The following is an 11,799-nucleotide window of genomic DNA, read 5'->3' as shown; positions in this document are numbered from 1 at the left end:
CTTGCTGTAATGACGGTTCCGAAAGCACAACCACAAAAAAGAGGAACCTTGCATGGGTATGCGCTCAATCATCACTTTTTCAGTTGTGACACCCTTACTTCTGGCCGGCTGTAGCGGCGGGTCAAATTCGGAGCAAACCCCGGAATATCAGGTTGATATACGTTACACCGAATTCGGAGTTCCGCACATCATTGCCAGTGACTACGGTTCGTTAGGTTACGGTGCGGGATACGATCATGCCAGAAACAATCTGTGTACGCTCTCCGAGCAGTTGGTGAAACTGAAGTCTCAAAAATCCCGATTTTTTGGGCCCGGCGAACGGAGCATGAACATACTCACGGATGTCGGCTACAAGGCGCTGGATTATCCGGCACAGGCCGCGGAATTATTCAGCGAACTGTCGCCAACGTCGAGCGAGCTTTTAAAAGGTTACGCGGCCGGATTCAACCGTTCACTGGCTGAGCGAGCCGGCCCGATGGATTACCCGTCGCCTTGCCGGGGCGCCGAATGGGTCGAACCTATTACCGCCGAGGACTTGCTCGCTTACCATCTTGATTTGGCAGGTTTGGCCAGCGCGCGGAACTTTATCAGTGCCATTGCTGCAGCGCAGCCGCCGACCGCCAGCATGGCAGCTTTTGACCTGGAGCTGGATGCCGCTAAGGTGTTCACCTCCGAGGGTATCGGCAGCAATGGCTGGGCTCTGGGCGAGGAAAAAGTCGAGGACGGTACCAAAAGCTTGCTGTTAGGAAATCCACACTTCCCCTGGGACGGCGAGCTACGGTTTTACCAGAACCATCTGACCATTCCGGGCGAGCTGGATATCAATGGCGTGACGATGATCGGTGTGCCAGCGGTTGTGATCGGGTTTAACCAGAACCTTGGGTGGACGCACACGGTATCGCAGTCCAAGCGTTTTACCTTATACCAGCTCGAGTTGGACCCTTCTGATCCGACCCGTTATGAGTACTTTGCAGATGGTCAGACCGAATTCCGCGACATGACGACTAAAACGGTGCAGATTCAGGTCAAACAGCCTGATGGTAGTCTTGCCGATTACAGCCAGCCGGTGTACTTCAGCCACCACGGACCGGTCGTCAACCTTGCGTCTCTGTCACCAGCGCTGGGTTGGAATAGCGACACAGCCGTAGCGTTCCGGGATGCCAATGCCGGGAATACCCGCATGCTGGACCAGTGGCTTGCGATGGGTAAAGCGGACAGTCGCGAAGCCTTCTTCAGTGCCTTCGAGGAGAATCAAGGCATTCCCTGGGTTAATACTTTGATGATTGATAGCGAAGGCACAGCCAACTATGTCGATGGTACCCAAGTTCCGAATCTGGGGCAGATGGCAGAAGGTTACTGGAAGGTCGCATTAGCAGATCCCATGCTGGCGCCGATCTGGCAGGACGGTGCAGGCAGCGTCTTGTTGCCGGGTGATGATGCTGTGTTTGAATGGGTGGACACAGGCATCACCAGATCACCCGGTGTTGTGCCATTCGCCCAAGCGCCCCAACAGACCCGCCGTGATTACGTGTTCAACGCCAACAGCAGCCACTGGCTTTCCAATCTGGACGAGCCGCTTGAAGATTTCAGTATTATGTATGGCCCTGAGGGCACCATTCGCAGCACTCGTACCCGTTACAACGCCCAGCTGATCTCAGACAGCAGCAATTCTGGTCTGGCTGGCGCTGATGGCCGTTTCTCTCTGGAAGAGTTAAAAACCGTGATGAGCCACAACGGCTCACTGTTTGGCGGAGAATGGAAGAATCAATTGACCAGTCGTTGTACGACCTATCCGACTGTGGATTATCAAAACTCAGAGTTTGACCTGAGGGCGGCGTGTCAAACGCTGATCAACTGGGATGGTCGATACAATACTGACAGCACTGGCGCACACCTGATGCGGGAGTTTCTGGCGGCGTTCCGGGTGTCTGGCCACCGGGAGCTTTCCGATAACTTGTTTGCCACTGCGTTTGATCCTAAGGAGCCTGTCACTACGCCGTCCGGCCTGGTACCTATAGACACAGATAATGCCATCACTGATCCGGTACTCCAGGCTTTGGCGGCAGCCGCAGACAGGCTTAACAAAGCCGGTATTGCACTGGATGCTTCGCTGGGTAATGTTCAGTATGTTCTCAAAGCCGAAGGCGAACAGCCGATTGCCATCTCCGGTGGCTACTCCTTCGAAGGCGTGTTCAATATGGCGGAAACCAAAGCCAGTTCCAGAAGTACTTCCGATCTCGCCAATACTCTGACCGGCAGGCCGGTTGAGGATAGCCCTCTGTTCGCACTGGATGAAAATGGCGATGGCACTGACGAGCTGGCTTACCGGATCAACTATGGCTCCAGCTTCGTTATGGCACTGGAGTACACCGAGAACGGTCCGAAGGCTGAAATGTTCCTGAGCTACAGTCAGAGTCATGACCCGGAGAGTGAGAACTTTTCGGATCAAACGGAGTTATATAGTGAGCTTGAGTGGCGTCCGATGTTGTTTACTGAGGGAGAGATTGCGGAGGCTGTCATAGAAACACTTGAACTTCGTGAATGATTGAAGAAAGCGGCCCTGATTCAGGGCCGCAATTCTTTTGAGCGGGGTACACTAGCTGCGCTTGAAACTCGCCAAGGCCAACGCCGCCGTCACAAACAACCCGCCGAATACCCGGTTCATTTGCCGCTGTCGCGTGGGCGTTGTCATGAATCGGAACAATTGGCTGGCCAGCAGGGCGTAACCCACCATCACCAGGATATCGACAAGGATCAGTGTGGTGCCCATGGTAGCCAGCTGCTGACCATGGTGCGTGCCGGCCACCAGGAATTGAGGGAACAGGGCGATCAGAAAGATTGTGGCTTTCGGGTTGGTGAGGTTCACCAGCGCGCCGTTCCAGAACTGCTGGCGCGGGCTGAAGCCGGACAAGTCCGCGCGGGATGCCTGCACCGGTTCTTCACGCCATTTCTGGATACCCAGACAGATCAGGTACACAACGCCAATCCACTTGATGATCATCAGCGCGGTATTGGAGGATGCCACGATGGCGCCCAGGCCCGCACCCACCAGCACAATCTGCACACCGTAACCGAACTGCTGGCCGGCGATGGTGGGCAGGGAGTTGCGCACGCCATAGCGCAGGCCGCTGCTCATGGAATTAACCGCGCCGGCACCGGGAGAGACGCTGATCAGCAGCGCTGCGACCAGAAATGTGAGCCACACAGTGAGTGTCATTGCTTACGCTCGTGAAATTCAGGAAAGTGGTATAATACCCGTCGCGAAAACCTGGCCAAGCGAGGAGAAACCGAAATGGCGAAGAAACGGGCGAAAGCCGCACAGCACAGTGCTGTGCAACGAGAACTGAGAACGCCAAAATACCAGATGCGGGTGGTTGAAGACAAAACCAAATACAAGCGCAACCGGGACAAGGCCGTACGGATGGAGGGCTTCCGCAAAGCCGCGTGAGCGTGGTTTTACGAAAGCCCTTCTTACCCCCGACACACCCGTTCCAGCTATTACTCTGTCATAAAAGTTTCATAGAAGCCTCGCGGGTGGCTGTTATCCTGTAGTGTTTGTTATTACCAGACACGGCAGGAGCCTCCGTCATGAGAATAATTGCCTTCTACAGCCCCAAAGGCGGCGTGGGTAAAACTGCCGCTGCAGTCAACATGGCCTACCTGGCCAGCCGGGAGAATATCAGCACCTTGCTCTGGGATTTGGACCCACAAGGGGCGGCCAGCTTCTACCTGGCCGGTGCGGAAATGGTCAAAGGATGCAAGCTGTCCAAGCTGCTGGAAGGCAAATTCCCCATTGCCCGGTTTATCCACGAAAACGTCTACCCCAACCTCGATTTCATTCCTGCCCACAGCAGCTTTCGTAACTTCGATATCAAGCTGGATCAGGACGACGGGCACAACGCCCTGAAGGATCTTTTGGCGCCGCTTTCGGAAGATACTAGCCTGGTTATCCTGGACTGCCCGCCAACGCTTTCCCGGCTGACCGAACAGGTGCTGGAGGTGGCGGACAAGGTCTACGTGCCTTTGGTGCCAACCTGGCTTTCACTGAACAGCTGGAACCAGTTACGGGAGTTTGTGAAAGACAAGAAACTGGGGAGCAAGAAACTGCGGCCTTTCTTTTCGATGGTGGACCGGCGCAAGAACTTGCACAGGGAGATATTGGCCCAAGGGAGTGAGTTGTTCGGGCACCAGGTTCCAGCGGCGGTGCCCTATGCCAGTGTGGTTGAACGCATGGGCGAGGAAGGGCAGCCGCTGGAACTGCTGGCGCCAAATAGCCCGGCCGCTGTCGAGTTTCGTAAGCTGTGGGTGAGCGTCCGGAAGGATCTTTGGGCTCGCTGACTCAGAAAATGTTAAAGTCGCCTGTCATTATCCGACCTTCCGGAGGCCCGATGACAGCCCTGAACACCCTGCAAATCGATACCGGCGACAATCCCCAAACCACCGTCATCTGGTTGCATGGCCTCGGCGCCAGCGGCCATGATTTCGAACCCGTGGTTCCGGAATTCCGCTTCTCCCAAGCGCAGTCTATCCGCTTTATCTTCCCGCACGCCCCCGAGCTGCCGGTGACCATAAACGGCGGAATGGTGATGCCGGCCTGGTATGACATCCTGGCTATGGATGTGGACCGTAAGGTAGACACTGAGCAACTACGTGCTTCTGCCGGGTTGGTGGCTGAGCTTATCCGGCAGGAACGGGAGCGGGGGATCGCCAGTGAGAACATTATTCTGGGTGGTTTCTCCCAGGGTGGTGCTGTGGCCTATGAGCTGGCGCTGAGTTACCCGGAGCGGCTGGGTGGCCTGTTTGCCTTGTCTACCTACTTTGCGACTGCGGACTCCATTCAACTAAGTGAGGCCAATCGGAAGCTGCCGATTTTTATCGGCCACGGCCGGTTTGATCCGATCGTCGCGGAGCACCTGGGCCTGGCGGCGCAGAAAAGGCTGCAGGATCTCGGGTATGAGCCAGCGTATTACTGCTATGGTATGGAGCATAGCCTTTGTCTGGAGGAAATCAGGGAGTTGGATAACTTTCTGTTCCAGCTCACCTCCGGGCAAACGTAAGGGGCGTGAGCCCCGGGGGCTGCCAGAGTTTTCACAAGAGGGAGGCGTTATGACGCATGCCCGGAACAAACTGTTGGTATTCTATGATGGTTCCTGCCCTGCCTGTATCAAGGATCGCCGTTGGAACGAGAAGCTGGCGGGGCGCACCGGTGAGTCCGTGGAGTGGCTGGACATCACTGGCCGCGATGAGGAGTTGCGGCAGCAGGGTATAGACCCGGACAAGGCACTGCGAGAGCTGCACGTTAAGGATGGAGAAGGCACCATCCATCGGGAACTCGATGCCTATATCCTACTGATGTCCCGGGTGCCTTTGCTGAAGCCTCTGGCGTGGATAATTGGCCTGCCGCTCATTCGTCCCGCACTCGCTCGACTTTACCATCGATGGGTTGACCGTCGTCTCTCGAATGAGGAACGGTGATAGCTAACCGCCTGACCAGCACACCGGAACCCGGACCGGAACATTCAATTCGTCAGGCTGACCCCGTGACCGTTGTAAGCGAGGAGTATCGGTTTTAAACTCATGCCTGCCGGCTGTTGTTAATCCAGCAGTTGCATCAACATTTCATTTACTCGTCGCCAGGGGAGTCCCGCCGCCGATGCGGGGGCTGAGAGGGCCAAGCGCCGACCCTGGAACCTGATCCGGTTAATACCGGCGGAGGAAGTGCGACTTGTTCTATCTAACGGTTGCCGTGCTCAGTGCGGCGCTCCTCGGTTTTGCTGTTCTTGGTTTGCGGGCACGGCGGGCGGATGGTCTGCTGGATGACTATGTCACCGCTCGAAATTCTCAGAGTGCACAGGCCATCGGGCTGTCGTTCCTGGCCTCGGGCATGGGGGCGTGGATTCTTTTTGCGCCACCGGAAATTGGTGCGTTTGTGGGGCCTGTGGCGCTGGCGGGTTATGCGGTTGGCTCCGCGTTACCGTTTCTGGTGCTGGGGTTCTATGGCCCTGCCATCCGTAAGCGGTTACCGGCAGGCCGGAGTATCGGCGAGTTCGCCGAGGCTTGCTATGGCGCCGGGGTAAGACGCTGGGTGTCGATGGTGTCGGTAGCCTACATGGCGTGCTTCCTGGCGGCGGAACTCACCGCTATCGGCGCCATTGCCGCGCTGCTTTCCGATGTGCCGCCCGTTTTGGTGATTCTCGGTGTGGCGCTGGTCACCCTGATCTATACCTCTGTCGGTGGTTTGAGGGCGAGCCTGGCTACGGACCGTTGGCAGGCCTGGTTGTTGCTGGCGTTGTTGCTGCTTGTGGGTGGTGTGGCTTGGTACTGGTTGCCCTCCATGCCAACACAGGCAGTCATGCCTTCCGTGCCGGTTGGCAGTGCGCTATCTGTGGCGCTCACGCTGGTGATTGCGGTGACCGCCGCCAACCTGTTTCATCAAGGGTATTGGCAGCGGGTGTGGGCAGCTGAAACCGATAGTGCCCTTGGGCGCGGCGCGGTGTTGGGCGGTGCCAGTACGTTTCTGGTGGTGATGGCCATTGGTGGCCTGGGGATGCTGGCAGCCATGCACGCGCTGCCGCTGGGCAAGCCGCCGATTCCATTCTTCGCGCTACTCTCTGCCGCTCCTGACTGGCTGGCTTTGCCGGCGCTGGTTCTGGCCGTCACGCTGGTGGCATCCAGCGTGGATACCTTGCAGAACGCCATTGCTTCCATGGCGGTGGCCAGTTCGGGGAAGCGCGGCTTATCAGTGCGCGCGGCGCGTTGGGCGACCGTGATACTGATGGTACCGGTGGTGTGGGTGGCCCTTCAGGGCTTCTCAGTGCTTCGGCTGTTCCTGATTGCAGACTTGCTGTGTGCGGCGATTGTGGTGCCGGTCTTGCTGGGATTGTGGCGCCGTATGTCGCCGCTGGCAGCGGTGGCCGGTGGCGTAGCAGGCTTGCTCGGTGCCGTGCTCCCCGGCTGGGTGAGCCAAGGGAGTTTCACCGCCGGTGCGCTGGCGGCGAGCTTTCCGGACAGCATTCCAACGCTGGCGCCGTTCCTTGGCGCCTTGCTGGCATCCAGCCTGGTCAGCTTGCTGATTGGCTGGTTGTATCCGGGTGCCCGGACGCAGGAGGCTGTCGGGCGGCCTTAAACGGTCTCGCTCGCGGTCTCTTCTGCCAGCAGGCGGTAATCCTTCAGCTCCAGATCGGCCATCTGCTTCGCGTATTGTGTTGCGAAGCCGGGGTACATCGTCGCGTTAAATCCATCCTCGGTGAGGTACCAACTCTGGCATCCGGAATTCCAGTTGGTTTTGGCCAGCCGGCTCTGGATGCTTCGGTTGTGGTCGTCCTGCGCCGATTGCCGAACATCCAGGGCTTTAAGTTTGAGGCTCTTGATGGTGCGAATGCTCCGGACGATGTAATCCATCTGGGATTCCATATAGACCAGCGCAGAGTTATGGCCCGGTCCGGAGTTTGGCCCAAAGGTAAAAAACAGATTGGGGTAACCCGACACGTTGATACTTTTATACGCCTGGGCGCCTCGCTTCCATTCTTCATTCAGTGAGCGTCCGCCGATGCCGGTAATCGGGAACGGTGTACCTGCGTTGCTCACCTCAAAGCCGGTGGCAAACACAATGCAGTCGAACTGGTGTTCAATGCCCTCTACGGTGCGGATGCCGTGCTGGCTGATCCGGTCTATCGGCCAGGTGATCAGCTTGGTGTTTGGTTTCTGCAGGGCCGGGTAGTAGTCATTGGAAACCAGAATGCGTTTGCAGCCCAGTCGGTAGTCGGGGGTCAGCTGTCGGCGTAGCCAGCGGTCTGGTACTTGTTTGCGCAAGTGCCACCGCCCAAGGCGTTCGGCAAAACGGGTCAGCGGCGAGTTCCAGATGACCGCCAGGGCCATGGACTCATGGGCCAGATAGAGTGCCTTGCGGACGGCGGTCTGACTCACGGGCGCTATGCGGAACAGCGTCTTGTTCCAGTCCGGTGTAGTGAAGTCCGGCCGTGGCATGATCCACGGCGGAGTGCGCTGGAATACCGTCAGCTTGCCGGCGCATTTGGCCAGCTCCGGCACGATCTGTATGGCGCTGGCACCCGTGCCGATCACCGCGATGCGCTTGCCCTTCAGGTCGTAATCGTGATCCCAGGCGGCGCTGTGTATCTTCTTGCCCTCAAACTCGTCCAGGCCGGCGATACCGGGCCAACCGGGGTTGGAAAGCGGCCCCTGGGCCATCACTACGGTGCGCCCTGAAAACACATCGCCATCCGTGGTCGTTGCCTGCCAGAGTCCCTTGTCCTGGTCCCAGGCCAGGTTGCTGACATTCTGGTTGAACCGGATGTATTGCCGAAGGTTGAAGTGATTCACCAGATGATGAATGTATTCCAGAATCTCCTGGCTTCCTGAAAAACTACGGGACCAGTTCGGGTTCTGGGCGAACGAGAAAGAATAGAGATTGGAGGGAATATCGCAGGCGGCTCCCGGGTACTGATTGTCTCGCCAGGTGCCTCCAACATCGTCTGATCGCTCCAGAATGGTGATGTTGCGAATGCCCTGCTGTTGCAGGCGAATGGCGGTGCCCAGGCCGGCGAAGCCGGCCCCAATGATCAATGCGTCGGCAGGCGACTGCTGTTGAGGAAGCGCTTGGTTATTCTTCATCAGGTAATCTCGTAAACGGTGGTCAGGCGGTCGGGTGGTAGGTAATCTCTTTGACCCAGCTGGGTACGGCCGGGAACGCCTTTCTTGGGATGACGTCGGCCACCTTCACCAGGGCATCAATGGGCGCGTGGTAGAAGCGTTTTTTACGGTCGACCACGAACCTGCCGTGGTGCTTGATGATCTGGAACCAGGGGTTCCTTCGGCCATCCCCGGTGCGCCCCCCGATCTTCTCGAACTTGCGCATGGCTTCGTACAGCTTTTCCTCAGGCAATCCCATCTCGACAATGTTGTCCCGCATCTTGTTAAGCAGCGGAAAATAAGAGGCAATGCCCAAGATCAGCCTCGGGTCCATCAGCTGCGCGGTCATCCGTATAAGCTCGATATAGGTTTTGCCATGTCCCTGCATTTCCATCACGGTGAAACCCACGCCAAGGTGGCGGGCCTCATCGCCATTGATCAGTTCGAAGGCTTGATGGCACACCGGGTCGTCTACCGTATCGAGGAGGAACTTGCACAGTGCGCCGTCGAGCGCGATTTCCAGCATGGGTACCACGGTGCCCAGTACATAGACCGGCTGATCATCGGCAAACCGGTCCAGCCACTCGATGACCAGCCTCAGGTTGTTGTTCGGCTCTGGCAACTCGCCATCTTCCAGCATGCCCCAGCGTTTCATTAAGGCCATTTCGGCGTTGGCGTGGCGCTGTTCTTCGGCGTGGAAATAGGTGTAAATCTGGCGCAGGGTGTCGTCCGGGGCCTTCTTGGCCATCGCCGCAAAGGCCCTGGCACCCACGTGCTCGATCCACATAAGGTCTGCCATGAAAGCCTTCAGTTTTGGCCACTGTTCAGAGGTAATCAGCTCAGCGCCTGGAGCATCCCAGTCGACATCCGACAGGCTCCACTGAGTGTTTTTGATCTTTTCCAGCATGTTATCGAGATCAATCTTTGCCATTTCAGTCTCCTGGCTTGTGGGGAGGGTTAAGGCCTGTCATCAGACGAACTTGGACGTCATCCTGCGATTAATAAGCCCCGTGATCGCTGCATAGGAATTCGGCAGCAGACGTTTGATTCGCCAGATCATGCGGGCATCGACCTGTGGCATGACGTACAGCTGTTTGTTATCCAGGCCATCCAGAGCCATGCGAGCAACCTTGTCGGCGGACATGCCGATGCGGTCCATCAGCCGGTTAAACAGGTCATTGGATTCGCCCTGTATGCGGCCGTTGGCCGAGATGTTGGTTTTCACGAGGGTAGGGCACAGCGCGGTGACGCTGACGCCGGTGCCGGAGAGTTCTGCCGCCAGGGTTTCTGATATCGCCAGCGCAGCCGCCTTGGTGGCGTTATAGGGGCCCATAAGCGGAGCCGCGGAGAAGCTGGCGGTTGAGGCCACATTGATAATGCCGGCCTGCTCCTGCTGACGGAGCCGGGGTGCGAATACATGGCAGCCATAGACCACGCCCCACAGATTGATGTTGACCGTCCACTCCCAGTCTTCAATAGACGTTTCGCCAATGGTTTTACCGCCCACACCAACGCCCGCGTTGTTAATCACCAGGTTGACCGGTTCCGGCAGCAACTCGTCGGCTTTATAAGCCAGCGCCTGGACCTGTTCCAGCTTGCTGACATCACAGGCGACCGCCCATGCCTGGCCACCGAGGCGGCGGACTTCGCTGGCGGTTTGTTCCGCGGCGTCCAGGTTGATGTCAGAGCACACCACAAGGCCCCCGCGCCGGGCGAGTTCCAGTGCCAGCGCTTTGCCGATGCCGCTGCCAGCGCCAGTGATGACTGCACGGGCATTTTTAGTCAGAGAATTTTTGAACATGAAGATTTCCGCAGTTTTGATGTAAGTGTGACGCTGCCAGGGCTCGTGCCGCCTGAAAGGGACAAAACCAGTGCCAAATAGGCCTGAAAGCCTTGCCCTGCTTGTGTTTGCGCCTAGCTGACTGCAGATTAGAGCGAACGCTTGTTCGGATTCAATTCGGAAAATTATGCCTAGGAAACCAAAACAGGATCGCTCGCGCGCCACGGTGGACGCGATCGTAGAAGCCGGATTTATTGCCCTGAGCCAGCGCGGGCCGGCTGACACAACAACACGACACATCGCTGAGATAGCAGGCGTAGGGGTAGGTTCGCTTTATGAATACTTCGAGAACAAACAGGCCATCTTCAACGCCATGAGCCAACGCTTCATCTCCGACACAGCGGCGATGATCAAGCCGTTAACGCCAACCCTGGTACAGATGCCCATTGATGAGGCCATTCGCACATTGCTGAACGAGTTCCGGAGTTTTCTTGAGCAGGACGATGGCCGGTACCTCAAGTGTGTGCGATACGCCATGGCGGTGGACTTTGAGCTCCACCTGGACCCGCTCTACAAGGTGCTCAACAACGTGATCATGCGCTACTTGATGGAGCACCCGGAAACCCTTCGGGTTAGCCGCATTCCAGCGATCACCTACATCGGAATTAACGGCGGCATATTCGCCGTTATCCGTCATTTGTCTGACCCGGACCCGATGGTCAGTTTCGATGAAATGGCGGACGGGCTGGCGAGTATGATTGGCCATTACATAGCGGCGGAGTTGTCGTTCTTGCGGGATGCGGTGAAGTAGTCGGGAAGAAACGGAGAGGGCATAAACAACAAAACCCGCACAAGGCGGGTTTTGTCAGAATTCTTAATGGTGCCCGGAGGCGGAATCGAACCACCGACACGAGGATTTTCAATCCTCTGCTCTACCAACTGAGCTATCCGGGCGTGTTGAGCTATGTGCTGCAACGGGGCGCTATTAAACCGGTTTAGGGTTGGGTAGTCAAGGCCGCCCGGCAAAAATTTTCAGAATCTTTTCCGGTTGTTCAGGCCTTGATCAGTTTGGTTATTTTTCCGGTGGTACGTAGCCTTCAGCCTTGTCGAACGGCTCGTTGTTGAAGAAGCGTTCCATCTGGGCCTGAAGGTATTTCCGGTTGTTCGGGTCCATCATGCTCAGGTGCTTTTCATTGATCAGCATGGTCTGCTGGTTCTGCCATTCTTCCCACGCCTGCTTGGAGACGTTGTCATAGATCTCCTGGCCTTTGGGGCCGGGCATGGGGGGCATGGCCAGGCCTTCCATTTCTTTCTGGTATTTGCGGCAGAATACGGTGCGGCTCATGGCGGCTCCTGTGTTGATGTTCAGT

At 57.2% G+C, this 11,799-nt stretch carries 12 protein-coding genes, 1 tRNA gene and 1 riboswitch; of the genes, 7 read left to right on the top strand and 6 right to left on the bottom strand.

Annotation, left to right across the window (positions count from 1 at the left end):
• The first annotated feature begins 52 nt into the window (after positions 1 to 52).
• Positions 53 to 2,545 (top strand): penicillin acylase family protein, encoded by a 2,493-nt coding sequence (locus tag ACTZWX_RS08230; protein WP_444713523.1) that lies wholly within the window; start codon positions 53 to 55, stop codon positions 2,543 to 2,545.
• Positions 2,546 to 2,596: 51 nt separating this feature from the next.
• Here ACTZWX_RS08230 and rhtB read toward each other — a convergent pair whose 3' ends face one another.
• Positions 2,597 to 3,217 (bottom strand): homoserine/homoserine lactone efflux protein, encoded by a 621-nt coding sequence (gene rhtB, locus ACTZWX_RS08225; RefSeq protein ID WP_444713522.1) that lies wholly within the window; start codon positions 3,215 to 3,217, stop codon positions 2,597 to 2,599.
• A 75-nt stretch (positions 3,218 to 3,292) separates the two neighbouring features.
• On the opposite strand from rhtB, the gene ACTZWX_RS08220 reads away from it, so the two are divergent.
• The 5 genes from ACTZWX_RS08220 to ACTZWX_RS08200 all read left to right on the top strand — a co-directional run bounded on the left by ACTZWX_RS08220 (position 3,293) and on the right by ACTZWX_RS08200 (position 7,126).
• Positions 3,293 to 3,448 carry a hypothetical protein gene (locus tag ACTZWX_RS08220; RefSeq protein WP_444713521.1) on the top strand — a complete coding sequence of 52 codons (156 nt, stop codon included), beginning with the start codon at positions 3,293 to 3,295 and terminating at the stop codon, positions 3,446 to 3,448.
• Positions 3,449 to 3,588: 140 nt separating this feature from the next.
• A complete protein-coding gene (locus ACTZWX_RS08215; protein WP_444713520.1) occupies positions 3,589 to 4,338 on the top strand; it encodes a ParA family protein in 750 nt (249 codons plus the stop codon).
• 50 nt (positions 4,339 to 4,388) lie between these two features.
• Positions 4,389 to 5,057: an alpha/beta hydrolase gene (locus ACTZWX_RS08210; RefSeq protein WP_444713519.1), complete on the top strand. Its 669-nt coding sequence runs from the start codon at positions 4,389 to 4,391 to the stop codon at positions 5,055 to 5,057.
• Positions 5,058 to 5,106: 49 nt separating this feature from the next.
• Complete coding sequence (locus ACTZWX_RS08205) at positions 5,107 to 5,475, top strand: thiol-disulfide oxidoreductase DCC family protein (RefSeq protein ID WP_444713518.1); 369 nt, start codon at positions 5,107 to 5,109, stop codon at positions 5,473 to 5,475.
• A 150-nt stretch (positions 5,476 to 5,625) separates the two neighbouring features.
• Positions 5,626 to 5,736, top strand: a riboswitch (TPP riboswitch).
• Complete coding sequence (locus ACTZWX_RS08200; protein WP_444713517.1) at positions 5,726 to 7,126, top strand: sodium:solute symporter; 1,401 nt, start codon at positions 5,726 to 5,728, stop codon at positions 7,124 to 7,126. Its footprint overlaps the riboswitch before it by 11 nt.
• On the opposite strand, the gene ACTZWX_RS08195 is transcribed toward ACTZWX_RS08200, so the two are convergent.
• The 3 genes from ACTZWX_RS08195 to ACTZWX_RS08185 are packed head-to-tail and all read right to left on the bottom strand — an operon-like array spanning position 7,123 to position 10,450.
• The gene (locus tag ACTZWX_RS08195) at positions 7,123 to 8,631 is read right to left on the bottom strand and encodes a flavin-containing monooxygenase (protein ID WP_444713516.1); all 1,509 of its coding nucleotides are present in this window, start codon (positions 8,629 to 8,631) and stop codon (positions 7,123 to 7,125) included. The two genes, ACTZWX_RS08200 and ACTZWX_RS08195, sit on opposite strands and share 4 nt — an antisense overlap.
• 22 nt (positions 8,632 to 8,653) lie before the next feature.
• A complete protein-coding gene (locus ACTZWX_RS08190) occupies positions 8,654 to 9,580 on the bottom strand; it encodes a ferritin-like domain-containing protein (protein ID WP_444713515.1) in 927 nt (308 codons plus the stop codon).
• A 39-nt stretch (positions 9,581 to 9,619) separates the two neighbouring features.
• Positions 9,620 to 10,450 (bottom strand): SDR family NAD(P)-dependent oxidoreductase, encoded by an 831-nt coding sequence (locus ACTZWX_RS08185; RefSeq protein WP_444713514.1) that lies wholly within the window; start codon positions 10,448 to 10,450, stop codon positions 9,620 to 9,622.
• A 166-nt stretch (positions 10,451 to 10,616) separates the two neighbouring features.
• Here ACTZWX_RS08185 and ACTZWX_RS08180 point away from each other — a divergent pair, with 166 nt between their 5' ends.
• The gene (locus tag ACTZWX_RS08180) at positions 10,617 to 11,240 is read left to right on the top strand and encodes a TetR/AcrR family transcriptional regulator (protein ID WP_444713513.1); all 624 of its coding nucleotides are present in this window, start codon (positions 10,617 to 10,619) and stop codon (positions 11,238 to 11,240) included.
• A gap of 67 nt (positions 11,241 to 11,307) precedes the next feature.
• Here the strand turns inward: ACTZWX_RS08180 and ACTZWX_RS08175 are convergent.
• Both ACTZWX_RS08175 and ACTZWX_RS08170 read right to left on the bottom strand, forming a co-directional pair.
• Positions 11,308 to 11,383 (bottom strand) — tRNA-Phe (locus ACTZWX_RS08175).
• A 118-nt stretch (positions 11,384 to 11,501) separates the two neighbouring features.
• A complete protein-coding gene (locus tag ACTZWX_RS08170; protein ID WP_058090480.1) occupies positions 11,502 to 11,774 on the bottom strand; it encodes an oxidative damage protection protein in 273 nt (90 codons plus the stop codon).
• Positions 11,775 to 11,799: the final 25 nt, after the last annotated feature.

The sequence above is a fragment of the Marinobacter sp. NSM genome, assembly GCF_052380025.1.
In the GTDB taxonomy this organism is placed as follows: Bacteria; Pseudomonadota; Gammaproteobacteria; order Pseudomonadales; family Oleiphilaceae; genus Marinobacter.
The sequence above is the reverse complement of the archived record's forward strand: the minus strand, read 5'-3'. Positions and strand labels throughout refer to the sequence as shown.